Genomic DNA, 19436 nt, shown 5'->3' with positions numbered 1-19436 from the left:
CCCCAACGGGCAACTCGCCGGCCCCAACGGGCAACTCGCCGGCCCCAACGGGCAACTCGCCGGCCCCAACGGGCAACTCGCCGGTCCGAACGGGCAACTCGCGGGCCTGAGCGGGGGACTCGCCGACTCCAGCGGGCGACTCGCGCGCCGGAGCGGGGGACTCGCCGGCCCCAGCGGGCAACTCGCGGGCCTGAGCGCGGGACTCGCGCGCCGGGGCGGGGGACTCGCGCGGCGTCAGCCGCGTTCCACCAGGTGGCCGACCACGTCGGGGCCCGGGTGGGCGGCACCGGAGCCGTCTCGGCGCGGGTCCACCTCGGGCAGCTCCACCGGGTCGCCGTTCTTCATGGCTCCCGCCGGGCGCGGACCGATCCACGCCACCGTGAGCCCCTGCTCACCCTTCAGGAACCGGTGCGCCCGCACGCCTGCCGTCGCCCTGCCCTTCGCGGGGTACTCCGCGAACGGGGTCATCTTCACGGTCTGCCCGGTCGCCGTCACCACCATGGGCTCGCCGTGCTCCTCGTCGTCGGTCCGGATCGCGCCGAAGAACACCACCTCGGCGTCGGCACCGAGGTTGATGCCCGCCATGCCACTGCCCTTGAGGCCCTGCGGCCGCACGAGCGACGCCGAGAACCGCAGCAGCGACGCCGTCGACGACAGGAACGCCAGCGTCTCCTCACCATCGGTGAGCCACGCGGCGCCGACCACCTCGTCACCGTCCTTGAGCCCGATGACGTCGAACTCGTCGGACCGCACCGGCCACTCCGGCGCGCACACCTTCACGACACCACGCCGCGTACCGAGCGCGAGCCCCGGCGAACCGGCCGCCTTCTCCCCCAGCGGCGCGATGCCGACCACACGCTCGCCCTTCTCCAGCGGCACCAGCTCGCGCGCGGCCATCCCGCCGCGCAGCGACACGGTGCCGACCTGCTCCGGCAGTACGGGCAGCGGCAGCACGTCGACCTTGAACGCCCGCCCCGCGCTGGTCACCAGCAGCACCTGGCCCCTCGCGGTGGTGTGCACGACCGCGGACACGGCGTCGTGCTTCACGCGCCCGCTGCGTCGCCTGCTCTCGATGGCCTCCTCCGACTCGGCGGCGGTCCTGGCCACGAGGCCGGTCGCCGAGAGGATCACCTGGCACGGGTCGTCGGCGACCTCCAGCGGCCCGGCCGGCTTCGAGGCGGCGAGCACCTCCTTGAGGTCACCGTCGATCAGGGCCGTCCGCCGCTCGGTCGGGAAGTCCTTGGCGATCTTGGCGAGCTCCTGCGAGACGACCTTCCTGAGCACCGACTCGTCTTCGAGGATCCGGGACAGCTCGGCGATCTCCGCGCGCAGCCTGTCCTGCTCCTCCTCCAGCTCGATCTTGTCGTACTTGGTGAGCCTGCGCAGGGGCGTGTCGAGGATGTAGGTGGCCTGGATCTCGGACAGCTTGAACCGCTTCATCAGGCCTTCCTTGGCGGCCTGCGCGTTGTCGCTCTGCCGGATCAGCCGGATGACCTTGTCGATGTCGAGCAGGGCCTTGAGCAGACCCTCGACCAGGTGCAGCCGCTCCTCCCGCTTGCGCTTGCGGTATCGCGTGCGCCGGGTGACGACCTCGTACCGGTGCGAGAGGAAAACCTCCAGCAACTGCTTGAGCCCGAGCGTCCGCGGCTGGCCGTCCACGAGCACGAGGTTGTTGATGCCGAACGACTGCTCCAGCGGCGTCAGCCGGTACAGATCGGCCAGCAGCGCCTGCGGGTTCACGCCCACCTTGCACTCGATCACGAGCCGCGTGCCGTTCTCGCGGTCGGTGAGGTCCTTCACGTCGGCGATGCCGGTGAGACGCTTCGACTTGTTGATCTCCTCGGTGATCTTCTCGATCACCTTCTCCGGCCCGACGCCGTACGGCAGCTCGGTGACCGTGATGCCCTGGCGCCTGCTGCCCTGGATCGGGCCCGTCTCGACCTTCGCGCGCATGCGGACCACGCCGCGGCCGGTCTCGTACGCCTTGCGCACCTCGTCGAGCCCCAGCAGCATCCCGCCGGTCGGCAGGTCGGGACCGGGGACGAACTCCATGAGCTTGTCGAGCGACGCGTTCGGGTGATTGATCAGCCAGCGCGCCGCGGCGATGACCTCGCTCAGGTTGTGCGGGATCATGTTGGTCGCCATACCGACCGCGATGCCCGAGGTGCCGTTGACGAGCAGGTTCGGGAACGCGGCCGGCAGCACGGACGGCTCCTCCAGCGAGCCGTCGTAGTTGAGCCGGAAGTCGACGGTGTCCTCGCCGAGCTCGCCGGTTAGCAGCATCGCCTCCGGCGACATCCGGGCCTCGGTGTATCGCGAGGCGGCGGGCCCGTCGTCGGGAGAGCCGAAGTTGCCGTGCCCGTCGATGAGCGGCACGTTCATCGAGAAGTCCTGCGCCAGCCGCACCATCGCGTCGTAGATCGCGGTGTCGCCGTGCGGGTGGTAGCGGCCCATCACGTCGCCGACCACGCGCGAGCTCTTCACGTACGCGTGGGTGGGCCGGTAGCCGTTCTCGTTCATGGAGAACAGGATCCGGCGGTGCACGGGCTTGAGGCCGTCGCGCGCGTCGGGCAGCGCGCGCGAGTGGATGACCGAGTACGCGTACTCCAGGTAGGAGTCCTCGATCTCGGTCTTCACGGAGTTGTCGTAGACGTTCGCACCGGCCTGGTCGAACGCTGCCGGATCGACCCGGGTGATCGTGCCTTTGCGGCGTGCCATCGGTTTCTACCTATCCTCAGATGTCGATCGCGGCCTGGTCCACGCGGGCGGCCGACGAGATGAGCCAGTTGCGCCGGGGCTCCACCTTCTCCCCCATCAGCAGCTCGAGCGCGGCCTCCGCGGCCTCCACGTCGTCGAGCGTGATGCGGCGAACGGAACGCGTCGCGGGGTTCATCGTGGTCTCCCAGAGCTCGTCGGCGTCCATCTCGCCGAGGCCCTTGAACCGGGGCACGGGCTTCTTGACGGTCCGGCCGGCCTTCTCCAGCTCGGCGACCTTCGTCTGCATCTCCCGTTCGGTGAACGTGTAGTGCGTCTCTTCCTTGCGCCCCTTGGTGACCACCTTGTGCAGCGGCGGCATCGCGGCGTAGAGCCTGCCGTCCTCGATCACCGGCCGCATGTACCGCGCGAAGAGCGTGATCAGCAGCGTTCGGATGTGGGAGCCGTCCACGTCGGCGTCGGCCATCAGGATCACGCGGCCGTAACGCATGGTGGAGAGGTCGAACGTGCGCCCCGTGCCGGCGCCGAGCACCTGCACGATGGACGAGATCTCGGCGTTCTTGAGCGCGTCGCCGAGACCGGCCTTCTGCACGTTGAGGATCTTGCCGCGCAGCGGAAGCAGCGCCTGGTACTCGGAGACGCGGGCCTGCCGGGCGGAGCCGAGCGCGCTGTCCCCCTCGACGAGGAACAGCTCGCTGCGGGCGACGCCGGTGGTGCGGCAGTCGACGAGCTTCGGCGGCATGGCGGCGCCCTCGAGCGCGGTCTTGCGCCTGGCCGCGTCCTTCTGCTGCTTCTGCGCCAGCCGCACCCGCGAGGCGTCGACGATCTTCTGGAGCACGACCTTGGCCTCGGCCTTGGTCTTTCGGTTCTCGGTCCACGCCTTGACGTGCTTCTCCACGATGCCCTGCAGCACCCTGGTGATGCCGGCGGTGGACAGCTCGTCCTTGGTCTGCGACGTGAACTGCGGCTCGGGGATGCGCACGTGGATCACGGCGGTCATGCCCTCTCCGACGTCGTCCAGCGTCGGCATCTCCTCCTTGGGCTTGAGCAGGCCGCGCGTCTTGGAGATGGCCTCCTGCAGTGCCTTCACCATCGCGCGGTCGAAGCCCTTGCGGTGGGTGCCGCCGTGGACGTTGCGGATGGTGTTGGTGAAGCACTCGACGGTGCGCTCGTAGCCGGTTCCCCAGCGCAGCGCGATCTCCACCTCGGCGTGGCGTTCCACATTGGACTTCATCACACCGTTCTCGTCGGCGGCGTTCTCCTTGTACGTGCCGTCGCCGTTGATCACGAGTGTGCCGCACACGGCCTTGTCCCCGGCGGGGGCGAGGAACTCGACCATGTCGGTGAGGCCGTTGGGGTAGTGGAACGTCTCCTCGTTGATGGCGCCGTCGGTCGCGGTGCGCAGCACGTAGGTGACGCCGGGCACGAGGAAGGCGGTGTTGCGCAGCTTCATGCGCACGGACTCGACGTCGAGCGCGGCACCGGTCTCGAAGTAGCGGGCGTCGTGCCAGTACCGGATGGTGGTGCCGGTGGACTCGCCGCGCTTCATCTTCCGCACGAGGCGCAGCCCGGACTGCGGCGTGAACTTCGCCTTCGGGCCGTTGCCGTCGAAGACTCCGGCGACGCCGCGCGCGAAGGACACCTCGTGGACCTTGCCCGCGCGCTTGACGGTGACGTCGAGCCGCAACGAGAGCGCGTTGACGGCGGAGGCCCCCACACCGTGCAGGCCGCCCGACGTCTTGTAGCCCGAGCCGCCGAACTTGCCGCCCGCGTGCAGGCGCGTGAGCACCAGTTCGACGCCGGATAGCCCCGACTTGGCGTGCACGCCGGTGGGGATGCCCCGGCCGTCGTCCTCCACCTCGACGCTGCCGTCGGCGTGCAGCGTGACCACGACCTTGGTCGCGTGCCCCGCCACGCCCTCGTCGGTGGAGTTGTCGACGATCTCGGTGAAGAGATGGTTGACGCCGCGGCTGTCGGTGGACCCGATGTACATGCCGGGCCGCTTCCGAACCGCTTCCAGCCCCTCGAGGTGGGTCAGGTCGTCGGCCCCGTAGAGGGTCTCAGCAGAAGCAGTCACAGGGTGCTCTCTCCCAGATCTCGAAACGCCGGATCGTGCCGGAAGTGCGGCCCGACCAGCGAACCACCGTAGTGCACGGTATCCGTCCCACCCGACATTTCCGCACGAGCCTCGCCGTCGGCCCGGCCAGGGACGACGGCCGATGTGATCAGGTTCACGTGCGATCGAAGTCGGCGCGGACGCCGAGCAGCCGGACGGGCCTGCTCAGCTCGAAACGGTTCAGCACGGTCAGCGCGGCCCGTTCGAGCTCGGCGGCATCGCTGGTCCGGTGCTCCAGGGTAACGCTTCGCATCTGGGTGATGAACGGCGCGAACCGCACCTTGACCCCCACCCGCGCCGCGGGCCTGCCCTCGGCCAGCACGTCCTCGGCGACCCTGCGAGCCAGCTCACGAACCTTCTGCTCGATCTCGGCCCGGTCGGTGAGGTTCTCCTGGAACGTCGTCTCCCTGCTGCGCGAGCGGGCGATGTACGGCGTGGCCGTGACCTCCCGGTCGCCGGCGCCGTGCGCGAGGATCCGGAAGTACGGGCCCATCGTGGGCCCGAACCGGGCCGCCAGCTGCTCCGGGTCGGCCGCGGCGAGCTCGCCGACCGTGGTGATGCCCACCTCAGCGAGCTTCTTCGTGGTCCTGCCTCCGATGCCCCACAGCGCGTCCGGGGGCCGGTTGGCCATCACAGGCACCCAGTTCTCGCTGGTGAGCCGGTAGATCCCGGCCGGCTTTGCGAACCCGGTGGCGATCTTGGCGCGGGCCTTGTTGTCCCCGATGCCCACCGAGCACGACAGGCCGGTCTCGTCGCGTACGGCTCGCTGGACCTCGGCGGCGAACGCCTCGGGGTCGTCCGTCGAGAGGCCGAGGAACGCCTCGTCCCAGCCCATCACCTCGACCACCACCGGCAGCTCGCGCAGCGCGGCCATGACCCGCTCGGAGACGGCCTCGTAGGCGGGCGGGTCCGACGGCAGGAACACCGCGTCGGGACAGCGCTTGGCCGCCGTGCGCAACGGCATGCCCGAGTGCACCCCGAACTCGCGGGCCTCGTAGGAGGCGGTGGCCACCACGGCGCGCTGGGTGGGGTCGCCCTGACCCCCGACGACGACCGGCCTGCCCTTCAGCTCCGGATGCCGCGCGATCTCCACCGCCGCGATGAACTGGTCGAGGTCGACGTGCAGCACCCAGTCCGAAGTAGACGGCGTGGTCACGGTGTCCAGTATGTGCCCTCGGCGAATTCCTGGCCAGTGAGATGCATAGGGACCGGGAGGCGGCGGGTAGGCGGTGGATGCAGGCACGAGAGAACACGAGTGAGGAGGAGCCCATGGCTCAGCTGGTTCGCGAGCTCATGACCGACCGTCCCGTGACGCTCTCCGGTGACACCCCGGTGCACGAGGCCTCCAGGATGATGCGGGACCAGGACATCGGCAGCGTGCTGGTGCTCGACGGCGACGACGTGTGCGGGATCGTGACGGACCGCGACATCGTGGTGCGCGGGCTCGCCGATCGCGCGGATCTCTCCAACTGCACGCTGCGGTCGGTGTGCAGTGAGCGGCTGGTGACGGCCTCGCCGAACGAGGAGGCGGGCAACGCCATCGCCAGGATGCGCGAGCACGCCGTGCGCCGCATCGCGGTGCTGGAGGACGGCAGGCCCGTCGGCATGCTGTCGATCGGTGACGCGGCGGTGGAACGTGACCCTGACTCCGCGCTCGGCACCATCAGCGCCGCCCCGGCAAACACCTGACCGGATCACGGGACCGGCATAGGGTCTGCTCGTGTCGGTCCGCGAACTCGTGGTGCTGGGCACGGGCAGCCAGGCGCCGTCCCGTACCCGCAACCACAACGGCTACCTGCTGCGCTGGGACTCCGAGGGGTTGCTGTTCGACCCCGGCGAGGGGACCCAGCGTCAGCTGCTGTTCGCCGGCGTTCCGGCGAGCGCGATCACCCGGATCTGCCTCACGCATTTCCATGGCGACCACTGCCTCGGCGTGCCCGGCATCGTGCAGCGGCTCTCGCTCGACGGTGTCCGCAGGCCGGTGCGCGCCCACTACCCCGCCTCCGGGAGCGACTTCTTCGCGCGGCTGCGCTACGCGAGCGCGTTCCACGAGGTCGCCGAGGTCTTGGAGGAGCCCATCGAGGCCGAGGGCACGCTGGCGACCGGGCCGTTCGGGCAGCTGCGGGTCCGCAGACTCGACCACCCCGTCGAGGCGTTCGGCTACCAGCTGGTCGAGGCGGACGGCAGGCGCATGGTGCCCGAGCTGCTGGCGCGCCACGGAGTCAGCGGACCGGACGTGGGTGAGCTGCAACGCACCGGGAACCTGCGCGGGGTCTCGCTCGCCGAGGTCAGCGTCCACCGGCCTGGCCAGCGGTTCGCCTTCGTGATGGACACCCGGCTCTGCGATGGCGTGTTCGCGCTCGCAGAGGGTGCCGATCTGCTCGTGATCGAGTCGACGTTCCTCGCCGAGGACTCCGCGCTGGCGAGCGAGTACGGGCACCTCACGGCGGCGCAGGCCGGGCGCGTGGCCGCCGAGTGCGGGGTGCGCACGCTGGTGCTCACCCATTTCTCGCAGCGCTATACCGAGCCGAACAGGTTTCACGACGAAGCGGCCGAGGTATTCGACGGCAAGATCGTGGTGGCGGAGGACCTCACCCGGGTCGCCGTGCCGAAGCGCCGATGAGAACGGAATAGCTTTCCACCGGTCGGCGTTCAAGACATGCTTGCCCGTTTTCGGGGCAGGTGAATCCCCGCTGGAAAGGAGGGCGGCACAACCATGGACATCTTCGAGTGGTCGGAGCGTGCCGCCTGCCGTGACGAGGATCCCGAGCTGTTCTTCCCGGTTTCCGACATGGGTCCGGGTGCGCAGCAGACGGCGCAGGCGAAGGCGATCTGCGCGCGCTGCCCGGTGCGGGCGGAGTGCCTGCGTTACGCACTGGAGAGTGGTCTGGACTACGGGATCTTCGGTGGCACGACCGAGCGCGAGCGTCGCGCTCTCGTGCGCCGGAACCGCGCGGCAGGCCAGCCACGCGCGGCGTGATTCTCCGGTGAGTCAGCTCACCGGAAAAAGGGAACATCGGCGATGTCGCCGACGTTGGAAAAGCTGGTCGATGCGCACAGTGTCCCCCGGGCCTCACCCCTGTTGCCTTCGCGGAATACCGTTCGGCTGGAGCCGCGTCGTGCCTTTCGCCGAGAGGCGACCGTGCGCATCGGCCGCATTCCTCCGGCAACGGCTCCCCTCGCATTCGCGCGAGGGGAGCCGTTGTCGTGCGTCATTCGCCGGTGAGTTCGGTGACGGCCCTCGCGACCAGCCCTGCCACGAACCCGGGCCGCGTGAGCATCGCCAGGTGGTTGGCGTCCACCCGGTGCACCGGCCAGCCGAGGCGTTCGCACTCGTCGGCCACGGCGTCGTACGCCTCACTGAGCCGCACGTACCCGCACGCGGGTGGCGGCCAGCGCTCCGCCTCGGGCGCGCGCTCGGCGAAGTAGGCCAGCGGCACCCTCGGCAGTTCCGCCACGAAGCGCCGGTGCGTCTCGGGGTCGGGGAACATGGCCGTCAGCGCTCCGGGCGGGAACCATTCGTGCCACGGCGGAAGCCGCCCTTCCACGGCGAGGCTCTCCAGTCGTCTGCCCAGCTCCGGCGGCGCGGTCGTGAACCAGTCCTCGCCCGGGTGCGGCAGGATCGCGTCGACGAACACGGCCGCACGTACCTCACCCGGCACCGCGTCGGCGATCGCGGGCAGCAGCGCGCCCGCGCCACTGTGGCCGACGAGCACCACCGGCCGATTCTCCACCTGCCCTGCGACCGTCTCGGCGATCCGGTGGTAGAAGGGCGGCTCACCGTCCACAACGGCGGCGAGCGCCGGGACCACGACGCCGAACCCCTTGTCCCGCAATGGCCCTGCGGACCCCGTCCACGTGGACGGTCCGACCAGCGGGCTGTGTACGAGAACGATCGTCGGCCGCGTCACGAGTACAGTGTGCACCGGGTCGATCACTCTGGCGACACGCCGGTTACGATTGGGCGGCTTTCGCCGGTCCGCAACGTCGTCTACGCTGGCAAGAAATCTGAACAAAACCCACAAATCGCCCTGCTTGCGGGGCAGGTTGTCGTCGTTGCCGGAACGGTTGCGTCCCAGTCACCCGCTTCCCGCCTCTTGCGAGGGCTCGCACAAGACGGAGGTCGCGTGACAGACGACGAGCAGGGACAGGGCGCATTCAACGCGGCGACGGGCCGCAGTCTCGAAAGCGACAACGGCAAGCCGAGGTACCTGGCCTACCAGCGAGAGCTCATCCGCCCGCACTGTGGCCGCTCGGTGCTGGAGGTCGGCGCCGGGCTGGGTGAGTTCGCCGACGGCTTCACCGGTCTGGACCGCTACGTCGTGACCGACGTCGACCCCGAAGCGGTGCAGCAGATGAAGCAGCGGTTCGCCCACCGGAGTGAGGTCGAGGTGCAGCAGTTCGACATCGACGGCGCCTCAGTGCTGCCCGAGCCCGTGGAGTCGCTGGTGGCGATCAACGTGCTGGAGCACATCGAGGCCGACGTGGATGCCTTGCGGTGCCTGGCGAAGTCGGTGACCGACGACGGCAACATCATCCTTTTCGTACCGGGCTACCAGCAGCTGTACGGCGACTTCGACCGCAAGGTCGGCCACTTCCGCCGGTACACGCCCGACACCGTCTCGGCCGCGGCGCGGGCCGCCGGCCTCACCGTGCGGGTGGCACGACCGGTGAACTTCCTCGGCGCGTTCGCGTGGTGGGCGGCGGTGCGCAAGGGTGGCGCCGGCGCCCCGGACCGCAGGCTCGTGGCCGCGTACGACCGGTTCGTGGTGCCCGTCACCAAGGCCATCGAGAAGCGGGTACGGGTGCCGTTCGGGCAGTCGGTGCTGTGCGTCGCGAGCAAGGCGGGCTAGGCGGGCAGGCCGGGCGGCTCAGCAGGTTCATCCACTTCGGACTCGCCCGGCTCCCCTGACTCGCCCTGGAGCAGCGGCGAGCGCACGAGCAGCAACGTGCACGCGGCGATGAGCGCGGCGCCGATCACCTGGCCCGCGATCCAGCCGCCGCCCTGCACGTGCTCACCGAACACCGCCACGCCCCAGCCGATGGACACGAGCGGGTTCGCGAGCGTCAGCCCCGGTTGCGAGGCAACGAGACTGCCGGCGCGCAACGTGTTCTGCAGCAACAGGAACCCCGTTGGCCCCACGACGAGGACCGCGTAGGTCTGCCACGCGCCGAACACCCCGCCGATGCCGTCGGCGAAGGCCGCCGTCATCCCGGAGACCAGCGCCGCGAGGAACCCGAAGTACATCCCGCTCGCGACGCCGAGGTAGGCCGCTCTGTGCGTGCCGCGGTACCGGTAGCCGATCGCCACGAGCGTCCCGATTACGGCGAGTGTCACTGCGGCCCCCAGCAGCCACGACGTAATGGGGACGTCGTTGACCTTCCCGCTACTCGGCCGCAGGGAGACCAGCAGCAACGCGATACCCGCGCTCATACCCGCCACCGCGGACCACTCCCTCGCGCGCAGGCGGGTGTGCAGCAGGAAGCTCGACAGCACGAGCGTCAGGCCCAGCTCCGTGACCAGCAGCGGCTGGATGAGGGTGATCGGACCCGTGGCCAGCGCGGCCGCCTGCAGCACGAAACCGGTGAGGATCGTGGCGACCCCGGCCAGCCAGAACGCGTCATGAGCGAGGTGCCACAGCGTGCCGACCGACATCGACCGGCCGTCGGCCTGCCGTCGCGCGCCCTTGCGCTGCAGGACGGAGGCGGTGGCGTTGGCGAGCGCGGCGAGTACCGCCAGCACGACGGTCAGGGCCATGGCGACGGCCTCACGGAGGCGACCCGACCGAGAGACATCTCGTCCTGGTACCCGCTTCCGGGCGACAGGAAACCGGAGACCTCCGGCCCTGGCACAGCGGCGCCACTCAGGCTAGAAAGACGGGTGAGGAGGGAGCACGAGATGGAGATCATCGCTGTCGACACGCCCACACTGGGTGACCGCAGCTACCTGGTGCACGACGGCGAGGTGGCTTTCGCCGTGGACCCGCAGCGCGACATCGACCGGATGCTCGCGCTGCTCGAAGACCGGGGCGTTCGCCTGACCCACGTGTTCGAGACCCACATCCACAACGACTACGTGACGGGTGGCTTCGCGCTCGCGCGCCTCACCGGCGCCGCCTACCACGTCAACGCCGACGACCCGGTGACCTTCGAGCGGGAGCCGATCAGCGACGGCGACGTGGTGGAGGTGGGCCCGGCACTGCGCGTGCGGGCGCTGGCGACGCCAGGGCACACGTTCACCCACCTCGCGTACGCGCTCACCTCGCCCGGCGAGGTGCCCGCCGTGTTCACCGGCGGTTCGCTGCTGTTCGGCTCCACCGGAAGGCCCGACCTGCTCGGCCCCGCCCACACCGGCGAGCTGGTGCACGCGCAGTACACCTCCGCGCGGCGCCTCGCGGCCGAGCTGCCCGACGAGACCCGCGTGTACCCCACGCACGGCTTCGGCAGCTTCTGCTCGTCCACGCCCACCTCCGGCGAGGCGTCCACGATCGGCAGGGAGAAGCGGATCAACCCCGCCCTGACCGAAGACCAGGAATCCTATGTGCGCACCCTGCTCGCGGGGCTGGACGTCTACCCCGCGTACTACGCGCACATGGGACCGGTCAACATCGCAGGCCCTGATGCCGCGGACCTGACGCCGCCGCAGCGGGCCGACGCCGCCGAGCTGCGCTCGCGGATCGACGCGGGCGAGTGGGTCGTCGACCTGCGGCACCGGACGGCGTTCGCGGCCGGGCACGTCGCGGGCACGCTGAACTTCGGCATCGACGGCGGCTTCGCGACCTACCTCGGCTGGCTGCTTCCGTGGGGTAGCCCGGTGACGCTGCTCGGGGAGACGAGTGAGCAGGTGGCCGACGCGCAGCGCGAGCTGGCGCGCATCGGCATCGACCGGCTCGAGGCGGCGGCCACGGGCGATGTCCGCAAGTGGGCGGGTGACGACGAGCTGCGCTCGTTCCCCACCGGCTGCTTCGCCGACCTCGCGCAGGTGCGGCACCACCGCCCAGTGGTGGTGCTCGACGTGCGGCGTCAACAGGAGTGGGACGAGGGACACCTGGAGGGCGCCGTCCACATCCCGCTGCACGAGCTGCTGGAGCGTATGGACGACGTACCCGACGGCGAGGTGTGGGTGCACTGCAAGTCCGGCTACCGCGCGGCGATCGCCGCGTCGCTCCTCGACGCGGCAGGCCGAAGGGTCGTGTCGGTGAACGACGACTACGACGCCAACGCGGCCGCCTAGCCCGCGGGGTCCCATCCGCAGTGAAGGCCACCTTCACTGCGTTCAACGCAGTGAAGGTGGCCTTCACTGCAGACGGCGAGGGCTACGTCGTCTCGTCGGGTTTGCGGCGCTCGATGAAGCTGTCGGGGGCCGATTCGGGAACCTCGGTGCGCAGGTCCGAGTCACGCAGCACCTCGCGGGCCTGTGCCTCTGGGTCGGCGCTGCCGACCGCTGCCTCCTCCGGCCACAGTTCGGCACGCTCGGCGGCGCGCTCGTCGACGGCGTTGCGCTCGTCGAAGACGCCGGGGCGGTCGAGGTCGTGCTCACGGCGGACGCGCCGCTCGTCCTGAGCCGACAGCTCCGTCTCGCCGAGGTCAAGGGGTTGGTCGTCGCGGGACATGATCGCGGTTACCCCACACGCCCTCGGCACTAACCGGCCGCGCTTGCTACCTCTTTCCCACCCGGAGTAGCATCGAAGTATGAAAATGAGCGTAAGCCTGCCTGCCGAGGACGTCGAGTTCCTCGACAGCTACGCCCGTGAGCACGACATCGGCTCACGCTCCGCGGCGCTGCACCGGGCCGTCGAGCTGCTGCGCGCCACCCAGCTCGGCGACGCCTACGCCGACGCGTGGGCCGAGTGGGAGGAGGCCGGCGAGGCGGCGGCCTGGGAGCCTGCCACCGCCGACGGCCTGCCCCGCTGATGCGCAGGGGCGACCTCTACCTCGCCGACCTGGACCCGGCCCGCGGCGCGGAGACCAACAAGCGCCGCCCCGTGGTGATCGTCAGCAACGACGGCGCCAACTCGACCGCCGAGCGGCTCCGCCGCGGCGTGGTCACCGTCGTGCCGCTCACCTCCAGCACCCACCGCGTCTACCCGTTCCAGGTTCTGCTGAGCGCCGGCGAGGCCGGGCTCGAACGCGACTCGAAGGCACAGGCCGAGCAGGTGCGCTCGATCGCCGTGCAACGGCTGGGCGCGAAGCTCGGCCGCCTCAGCCCGCAACTCGTGCGGGCCATCGACGACGCGCTGCGGCTGCACCTGGGGATCTGAAACCGTCCTCAGTGGAGGATCTTCAACCCGGCGACGCCCGCGACGATCAGCACCAGGCAGGTGATCCGGCCCGCTGAGACGGGATCGCCCATCGCGACCATGCCGTACACCGCGGTGCCGATCGCGCCGACGCCGACCCACACCGCGTACCCGGTGCCCACCGGCAGCGTCCGCAGCGCGTAGCCGAGGCCGGCCATGCTGATCACGAGCGCGACGCCGAACACGATGCTGGGCACTGGCTTGGACAGGCCGCGCGACGCGCTCAGCGCCGCTGCCCACACCGTCTCGAACAGACCGGACACGATGAGCGCGATCCACGCCATGACGATCCCTCCGCAGTAATGCGATACCGACTACATCACTGCGCCGTCTTCGCATGACCGGGTACGACGCGCTCGTCCGGGGCCGTGAAGAACACGACCGGCCACCACGCTAGCACGCGGAATCGGCGCTACAACCGGAAAGCGGCGCACGCCACCGCCACGTACGAACGCTCCGGCGCACGCCAGGCGACCTCGGCCCAGCGGTTGTCGGTCACCTGCGAGCCGTTGGCCCCGACGCACGTGTAGCCCCCGCCCTGGATGTACGGCCCGCAGGGCTGCTCGGCGGACGCGGCGTTGACGCACGTCGTGTAGTTGGCGCACGTCAGCGTGGTCAGTGCCGGTGAGCCGACATCGGTCCCGGCTCTGACGTTGAGCTTGCAGGCGTTCTGCGTCGAGGCGTGCACGAGCGCGGGACTCGGATCCGGTACCGCCGCGCTCGCGGCCGGGGCCGACACGAACAGGCCGGCCAGCAGGGCGCAGGCGACGAAAACGGCGGAACGAAGGGAAAACCTCACCGGTGAACCTCCACACAGAGCGAGCAAGGGCATCACCGAGGGTATCGAAACCGGGACCCTCCGCGATCACTCGATCAGGCGGACAACCGGAGAGGCGCGGGTCACCCCGTGGGACCGGACCGCAGCGCCTTCGGAAAAGTCGTTGCCGCACAGGGCCTTTCCGGCCCTGTGCGGCGCCCCGGGCTAGACGAGCTCGCTCTCGGCGAACGCCGCGCGCAGGCGGGTCTCCTGGTCGGTGGACAGGTTCGTGGAGATCAGCGTGGCGCCGGTGTTGCGGAACTCCTCCAGCACCTTGTCGACCACCGCGTGCGACGACATCACGAACAGCGCCGACGTACCCGGAGTGACGTCCTCGCGGACCTTGCGGATGAAGTCATCGTCGATGCCCACATCGGTCATCGCCCCGCTCAGCGCGCCGACCGCGGCACCGACGGCGAGTCCCAGCAGCGGCACGAAGAAGATCAGGCCGAACAGCAGGCCCCAGAAGCTTCCCCCGAGCGCGCCCTTGCCCGCGAGGTGGTGCAGCTGCTTGGTCTTCGGCTTCTTCGCGTCCTCGGGCCAGTAGACGTAGGCCGCGTCGTTGATCTGGATCAGCTGCTCCTTCTGCATCCGCTCCAGCAGCGCGAGCGCGTCGGCGGCGCCGTCGGCCGAGTCGAACTTCCACACCGTGAAGGTGCCCATCTCCCTGCCTCCTCGAGGTCCACCGGCCGCGACACGGGCCGGAACCCGCACTGTCCGCCGATCCGGACGCGCCCGGCATCACCCGCGACGGGCGAGCATGTTCATCCTTCGCGGATGAGGCACGGGCGGACCCCGGCGTGACGATGGGAGCCAAGAGGGCCGCTCGCAGACGGGAGAAGGTCATGGCCGAATACACACACACCACAAGGGGAGCCACTCGCGGCGACTATGCCGGCAGCTGGAGCGGCTGGACCGGCTGGATCATCTTCGCCGGGGTGATGTTGCTGCTGGTGGGGTTCTTCCAGGCGATCGAGGGCCTCGTCGCGATCTTCGACGACGGCTACTACCTCGTCGGCGCCGACGGGCTCGTCGTGAACGTCGACTACGACGTGTGGGGCTGGTTGCACCTCGGCTTCGGCGTTGTCGCCGTGCTCACCGCGCTCGGGCTCATGACCGGCAACAAGGTCGCCCGCATCGTCGGCGTGATCCTCGCCGGGCTCAGCGCGATCATCAACCTCGCCTTCATCGCGGCCTACCCGGTGTGGTCGCTCGTCGTCATCGCCGTCAACGTGCTGGTGATCTACGCGATCGTCGTGCACGGACGGGAGCTGCAACGCGACAACGTCCCGAGCTGAGACCGGTTCACCCGCAGCGGGTGACGACAGCGGAGAACCGGGAATGGCTCGGTGGCAACGTCTCCCGGCACAGGTGGAGGGCCGGGTGGCACAGCGGGGAGGGGTACCGGGTGCGTGCGGTCGGGCGCCGCACCCGGTACGTGCCCTTGCCCCGGAAGTCACGGAGCCGCCATGAGCCGAGCGCGGTCGGAGCGCAGGCGCCAGGCCACGCTGGCGCTGTTCCGGTCGACGTGCGTCGTGGTCGCACTCGTCACGGTCTACTACCTCGCCCCGCTCGACACGACACCGGACGTCACCACCTGGTTGTGGTTCGCGCTCGGGCTCGGGGCCTTCGGCGTGCTGGTCACCTGGCAGATCCGCGGCATCCTCACCGCGCCCATGCCCGTGGTGCGCGGCGTGCAGACGATCGCGGTCAGCCTGCCGTTGCTGCTGGTGGTGTTCGCGTCGGTCTATGTGGTGATCTCCACCGAGTGGCCCGCCAGCTTCACCGAACGGCTCGACCACAGCGACGCGCTGTACTTCACGGTCACCGTCTTCGCCACGGTCGGCTTCGGCGACATCGCCCCGGTCAGCAAGCTCGCTCGGCTGCTCACCACGGCGCAGATGGTGGTGGGGCTCGTCGCCGTCGGCGTGGTCGCCAGGCTCGTGGTGAGCGCCGTGCGGGTCGCCGTGCAGCGCAGGACCAACGAGCACGACGACGAGCCCATCCGTGGTGGGTGAGGGTGACGGGCCGGTCGCGCCCGACGATCGCGGCATGAGCGAGCCGGTGCCGACAATGGCCGTGGACGGACTCGTGCCCGTGCCGGGGGGCGCCTTCACGATGGGTTCCGACGAGGACCGCTACCCGGGCGACCGGGAGGGCCCGCCACGCGTGCGCCGTATCGCCGGTTTCCGGATCGCCGCCCACGCCGTCAGCAACGACGACTTCGCCGCGTTCGTCGCGGAGACCGGCTACCTGACCACGGCCGAACGGGAGGGCTGGTCGTTCGTGTTCGCCGGCCTGCTGCCGCCGGACCACCCGCCGACGTTGCCGTTCCCGCGCGCGCCGTGGTGGAGACGGGTTCCCGGCGCGGCGTGGCGTCGGCCGGAGGGTCCCGGCTCCGGGCTCGCGGGCAGGGGCTCGCACCCGGTCGTGCACGTATCGTGGGCCGACGCCCGCGCGTACTGCCGATGGGCGGGCGGCAGGCTGCCCACGGAGACGGAGTGGGAGTACGCCGCACGCGGAGGGCTCGACGGCGCGCGTTACCCGTGGGGCGACGAGCTGACCCCCCACGGCGAGCACCGCATGAACGTCTTCCAGGGCCGCTTCCCGCGCCACGACTCGGGCGAGGACGGCTTCGTCGGCACCGCTCCGGTCACGGCGTTCCCGCCCAACGGCCTCGGCCTGCACAACATGACGGGCAACGTCTGGGAGTGGTGCGTCAACCGCTTCGGCTCCACCCGGCCGGGGCACCGCGCGATGCGCGGCGGCTCCTACCTCTGCCACGGCTCCTACTGCTGGCGCTTCCGCTGCGCCGCACGCAGCTCCTGCTCGCCCGCCACGAGCGCGGGCAACATCGGCTTCCGGCTCGCGGCCGGGGTCACGTGAGACCCAGCTCGCGGGCGGCGACCACCGCGGCCCGCCGGTTGTTGACGCCGAGCTTGCCGTAGATGGCGCGGACGTGGGTCTTGACCGTGTTCACCGACACCGACAGCGCACTGGCGACCTCCGACAGCGACTGGTGCGTGCCGAGCCGGGCCAGCACTACGTGCTCCCGCCCGGTGAGCAGCCCTTCGGCGTGCGCGCCCTCCCGTTCGGCCAGCGCGCGGTGCACCCGTTCAGCGAACGGTCCGGCCGTACCGAACCCGCCGAGCTGGTCGGCGAGCAGCTGCCGCACCGTCGGCTCCGCCTGCGCGAAGGGCAGGATCAGACCTGCGGGCTCCGCGAGGGTGAGCGCCGAGGCGAGGCACCGCCGCGCCCGCGTGCGCTCCCCGGTCCCGAGCGCCAGCGCGGTCTCCAGCAGCCGCGCCTCGACCCTCGTGAGGTCACCGAGCACGCCACGGTCCCCCTCGGCTACGGCCTCCGCCGTGCGGCGCGCCACGGCGAACTCGCCGTGCGCGGCCTGCCACCACGCGGTGAGCAGCGCCCGTTCGGTGGGCCCGGAAATGCGCGCGAGCAGCCACGTGCGCGCGTCGCGAGCGTGTGCCTGCCGCCCGAGCCGCAGCGCGGTTCGGTACTCCACCAGCGCGGCCAGCGCGGCGGGCTGCGGGAGCAAGGTCACCGCGCCCAGCTCGGTGCGGGCGTCGTGCAGCCGCCGCAGCCCGTCGGCGTGCCGACCCCGGTCGGCGACGGCGGCACCGGTGAGTGCGTCGATGAGGAACCGCAGCCTCGCCTGCGGCAACTCCCCCGCGGCACCCGCAGCCTCTGCGGCATGCCGCAGGGCGGCACGGGCATCGGCGCGGAGGAGAGCGGCGAACCCGAGCATCAACCGCGCGGGCGCGAGCAGCGGGGAGCCACCCAGGCCGTGCTCGGCCGCGATCGCGACGGCTGCCGTGCACGAGCCCGCCATCTCCGCGTAGTCACCCTCCAGCGCCGACACGGCGCCGAGTGCGGTGTGGCAGTGCATCGCGAGGTAACCGAGGTCCCGCTCCCGCGCGGACCGCAGGGCCTCCGCCAGCCCACGCCGCGCGCCCGCGAGGTCCCCGGCGTGGAGCAGGCCGCAGCCGGACAGCAGCGCCGCCCACGGCCGTGTCGCCGGTGCCCCGCCCGGCTTCACCTCGCCCGGCGCGCGGCCGCACAGGAGCGCGTAGGTGGCGAGCACCAGGCTTCGCAGGGACTCCAGCTCCGCGCCGGGGTGTTCGGGCCACGCCGCCTCGCTGTCGGCGAGCGCCGACTCCGCCGAGGCCGGTTCTCCCGCCTCCACGTCGGCGAGCGCCGCCACCAGGCTCAGCGAGGCGTCGGCGCGCACACGTTGCGCACCGGCCACGGCGAGACCGTCCCGCACGGCGCGCAGGTCGCCGCGCAGCAGCAGCCCGACGGCCTCCCCCCGCAGCAGATCCGCCACCACCGCGGCGTCCTCGGTTCGCCCGGCGTGGTCGATCGCCTCGTGCGGGCGCGCGTGTGAGGCAAACCAGTGAGCGGCGGCTGTGTGCAGAGCGGCGGCCTGCTGCGGACGCTGCCGCCGCAGCCCGGCCCGCAGGTGCTCACGCAGCATCGGATGCACGCGGTACCCGGCCTGGCGCGCCAGCGCGACCGTGACGAGTGCGCGCCTGCCGGAGAGCTCGTCGAGCAGCACCCCGGCGTCGGCCCTCCCGGACAGCACCCCGGCCAGCGGCGGCGTCACGGTTTCGCACACGCTGATGGCGCTCAGGAACTCCCGCACGTCGTCGGTGAGCCTGCCGAGCACCTCGTCGCCAAGGTAGTCCGCGACGGCCGTGTCCTCACCCGCGAACCCGGCCAGGAACGCCTCCCGGTCGGGCGCGGCGGGCAGCGACCGCGCGGCGAGCCGCAGTCCGGCCACCCAGCCGCCCGTCTGCTCGACGAGCGCGGCCAGTTCCCCGGCGTCGAGCGTGACCCCGGCCGAGCGCAGGAGCGTGTCGGCCTCCTCGGCGGAGAACCGCAGCTCGGCCGCCGTGAGATCGGTGAGCCTGCCCTCGACGCGTAGCCGTGGCAACGGCAGCGGCAGCTCCGACCGGCCCGCGAACACCAGGTTCAGGGTCGGCGGCTGGTGCCGCACGAGCGTCGCGAGCGTGTGCAGGGTCGACACGGCCGTGAGCTCTTGCACGTCGTCGAGCACGAGCCACACGGGTTCGGCCAGCTCGTCAAGGGCGTTCACGACCTCGGCGACAGAGCTCGCGGTGTCGCCTCCCGGAGGAACGGGCCCGCACAGGGCGCTGTCCGAGGGCACGGCCGCGCATCGTGCGAGGGCGGTCAGCACAGAGGACCAGAATCGGTCCGGGTCGTTGTCGTCGGAGTCGAGCCGGACCCACGCCGTCCTGCGCTCGTTGCCCGCGCGCGCCCAGTCGGCGAGCAGCAGTGTCTTGCCGTAACCCGCCGGTGCGCACACGCTGGTGACCGCTGCGCGACCGAGCAGTTCACGCAACGCGGGCCTGGCGACGAAGCCGGCGGGTAGTTGCGGCACAGCGGTTTTCGCCCGGGAAAGATACCGGGGCCGCGGCCGCCCGTTGTGACCGTCCGGTCCCACGCCGAC

General features: G+C 71.0%; 20 protein-coding genes and 1 riboswitch. Of the genes, 10 read left to right on the top strand and 10 right to left on the bottom strand.

Going from position 1 to position 19436, the window contains the following annotated elements:
* Positions 1 to 234: 234 nt before the first annotated feature.
* From FCN18_RS10035 to FCN18_RS10025, 3 genes are all read right to left on the bottom strand, one after another.
* Positions 235 to 2718, bottom strand: a complete 2484-nt coding sequence (locus tag FCN18_RS10035; protein ID WP_137094602.1) for a DNA gyrase/topoisomerase IV subunit A — start codon at positions 2716 to 2718, stop codon at positions 235 to 237.
* Between the two features lie 16 nt (positions 2719 to 2734).
* The gene (locus FCN18_RS10030; protein WP_137094600.1) at positions 2735 to 4792 is read right to left on the bottom strand and encodes a DNA gyrase/topoisomerase IV subunit B; all 2058 of its coding nucleotides are present in this window, start codon (positions 4790 to 4792) and stop codon (positions 2735 to 2737) included.
* A 154-nt stretch (positions 4793 to 4946) separates the two neighbouring features.
* A complete protein-coding gene (locus tag FCN18_RS10025) occupies positions 4947 to 5987 on the bottom strand; it encodes a DNA polymerase IV (RefSeq protein WP_206077857.1) in 1041 nt (346 codons plus the stop codon).
* Positions 5988 to 6100: 113 nt separating this feature from the next.
* On the opposite strand from FCN18_RS10025, the gene FCN18_RS10020 reads away from it, so the two are divergent.
* The 3 genes from FCN18_RS10020 (at position 6101) to FCN18_RS10010 (ending at position 7811) form a co-directional block, all read left to right on the top strand.
* Positions 6101 to 6520, top strand: a complete 420-nt coding sequence (locus FCN18_RS10020; protein WP_112271613.1) for a CBS domain-containing protein — start codon at positions 6101 to 6103, stop codon at positions 6518 to 6520.
* Between the two features lie 31 nt (positions 6521 to 6551).
* Positions 6552 to 7454 (top strand): ribonuclease Z, encoded by a 903-nt coding sequence (locus tag FCN18_RS10015; RefSeq protein ID WP_137094596.1) that lies wholly within the window; start codon positions 6552 to 6554, stop codon positions 7452 to 7454.
* Positions 7455 to 7547: 93 nt separating this feature from the next.
* Entirely contained in the window at positions 7548 to 7811 is a 264-nt protein-coding gene (locus tag FCN18_RS10010; protein WP_112271609.1) for a WhiB family transcriptional regulator, read from the top strand.
* Positions 7812 to 8043: 232 nt separating this feature from the next.
* Here FCN18_RS10010 and FCN18_RS10005 read toward each other — a convergent pair whose 3' ends face one another.
* Positions 8044 to 8742 carry an alpha/beta fold hydrolase gene (locus FCN18_RS10005; protein ID WP_228713832.1) on the bottom strand — a complete coding sequence of 233 codons (699 nt, stop codon included), beginning with the start codon at positions 8740 to 8742 and terminating at the stop codon, positions 8044 to 8046.
* Between the two features lie 216 nt (positions 8743 to 8958).
* On the opposite strand from FCN18_RS10005, the gene FCN18_RS10000 reads away from it, so the two are divergent.
* Positions 8959 to 9684: a class I SAM-dependent methyltransferase gene (locus FCN18_RS10000; protein ID WP_112271607.1), complete on the top strand. Its 726-nt coding sequence runs from the start codon at positions 8959 to 8961 to the stop codon at positions 9682 to 9684.
* Here FCN18_RS10000 and FCN18_RS09995 read toward each other — a convergent pair.
* Positions 9681 to 10589: a DMT family transporter gene (locus FCN18_RS09995; RefSeq protein WP_137094591.1), complete on the bottom strand. Its 909-nt coding sequence runs from the start codon at positions 10587 to 10589 to the stop codon at positions 9681 to 9683. The two genes, FCN18_RS10000 and FCN18_RS09995, sit on opposite strands and share 4 nt — an antisense overlap.
* 141 nt (positions 10590 to 10730) lie before the next feature.
* On the opposite strand from FCN18_RS09995, the gene FCN18_RS09990 reads away from it, so the two are divergent.
* Entirely contained in the window at positions 10731 to 12065 is a 1335-nt protein-coding gene (locus tag FCN18_RS09990) for an MBL fold metallo-hydrolase (RefSeq protein ID WP_112271603.1), read from the top strand.
* 82 nt (positions 12066 to 12147) lie between these two features.
* Here the strand turns inward: FCN18_RS09990 and FCN18_RS09985 are convergent, their stop codons facing one another.
* On the bottom strand, positions 12148 to 12444 hold the full coding sequence (locus FCN18_RS09985; protein ID WP_112271602.1) for a hypothetical protein: 297 nt from the start codon (positions 12442 to 12444) through the stop codon (positions 12148 to 12150).
* 79 nt (positions 12445 to 12523) lie between these two features.
* Here FCN18_RS09985 and FCN18_RS09980 point away from each other — a divergent pair, with 79 nt between their 5' ends.
* Both FCN18_RS09980 and FCN18_RS09975 read left to right on the top strand, forming a co-directional pair.
* Complete coding sequence (locus FCN18_RS09980) at positions 12524 to 12745, top strand: ribbon-helix-helix domain-containing protein (protein ID WP_137094588.1); 222 nt, start codon at positions 12524 to 12526, stop codon at positions 12743 to 12745.
* Positions 12745 to 13092: a type II toxin-antitoxin system PemK/MazF family toxin gene (locus tag FCN18_RS09975; protein ID WP_137094586.1), complete on the top strand. Its 348-nt coding sequence runs from the start codon at positions 12745 to 12747 to the stop codon at positions 13090 to 13092. Before FCN18_RS09980 ends, FCN18_RS09975 begins: the two co-directional genes overlap by 1 nt.
* Positions 13093 to 13100: 8 nt before the next feature.
* Here the strand turns inward: FCN18_RS09975 and FCN18_RS09970 are convergent, their stop codons facing one another.
* The 3 genes from FCN18_RS09970 to FCN18_RS09960 all read right to left on the bottom strand — a co-directional run bounded on the left by FCN18_RS09970 (position 13101) and on the right by FCN18_RS09960 (position 14611).
* Positions 13101 to 13415: a DMT family transporter gene (locus FCN18_RS09970; RefSeq protein ID WP_112271596.1), complete on the bottom strand. Its 315-nt coding sequence runs from the start codon at positions 13413 to 13415 to the stop codon at positions 13101 to 13103.
* Positions 13416 to 13452: 37 nt separating this feature from the next.
* Positions 13453 to 13517: riboswitch (guanidine-III (ykkC-III) riboswitch) on the bottom strand.
* Between the two features lie 26 nt (positions 13518 to 13543).
* Positions 13544 to 13930, bottom strand: a complete 387-nt coding sequence (locus FCN18_RS09965; RefSeq protein WP_228713830.1) for a hypothetical protein — start codon at positions 13928 to 13930, stop codon at positions 13544 to 13546.
* A 183-nt stretch (positions 13931 to 14113) separates the two neighbouring features.
* On the bottom strand, positions 14114 to 14611 hold the full coding sequence (locus FCN18_RS09960; protein ID WP_112271594.1) for a DUF1269 domain-containing protein: 498 nt from the start codon (positions 14609 to 14611) through the stop codon (positions 14114 to 14116).
* Between the two features lie 182 nt (positions 14612 to 14793).
* Between FCN18_RS09960 and FCN18_RS09955 the strand changes: the two genes are divergently transcribed.
* The 3 genes from FCN18_RS09955 to FCN18_RS09945 all read left to right on the top strand — a co-directional run bounded on the left by FCN18_RS09955 (position 14794) and on the right by FCN18_RS09945 (position 16834).
* Positions 14794 to 15246 carry a DUF7144 family membrane protein gene (locus tag FCN18_RS09955; RefSeq protein ID WP_112271592.1) on the top strand — a complete coding sequence of 151 codons (453 nt, stop codon included), beginning with the start codon at positions 14794 to 14796 and terminating at the stop codon, positions 15244 to 15246.
* Positions 15247 to 15417: 171 nt separating this feature from the next.
* Entirely contained in the window at positions 15418 to 15966 is a 549-nt protein-coding gene (locus FCN18_RS09950; RefSeq protein WP_112271590.1) for a potassium channel family protein, read from the top strand.
* A 34-nt stretch (positions 15967 to 16000) separates the two neighbouring features.
* Positions 16001 to 16834, top strand: a complete 834-nt coding sequence (locus FCN18_RS09945; RefSeq protein WP_137094584.1) for a formylglycine-generating enzyme family protein — start codon at positions 16001 to 16003, stop codon at positions 16832 to 16834.
* On the opposite strand, the gene FCN18_RS09940 is transcribed toward FCN18_RS09945, so the two are convergent.
* Positions 16827 to 19367: a LuxR C-terminal-related transcriptional regulator gene (locus tag FCN18_RS09940; RefSeq protein ID WP_137094582.1), complete on the bottom strand. Its 2541-nt coding sequence runs from the start codon at positions 19365 to 19367 to the stop codon at positions 16827 to 16829. The two genes, FCN18_RS09945 and FCN18_RS09940, sit on opposite strands and share 8 nt — an antisense overlap.
* Positions 19368 to 19436 lie beyond the last annotated feature (69 nt).

Origin of the sequence: Prauserella endophytica (genome assembly GCF_005146945.1) — a bacterium.
Taxonomy (GTDB): Bacteria; Actinomycetota; Actinomycetes; order Mycobacteriales; family Pseudonocardiaceae; genus Prauserella_A; species Prauserella_A endophytica.
Note: the sequence above shows the minus strand (reverse complement) of the source record. Positions and strands in the feature narration are given on the sequence as shown.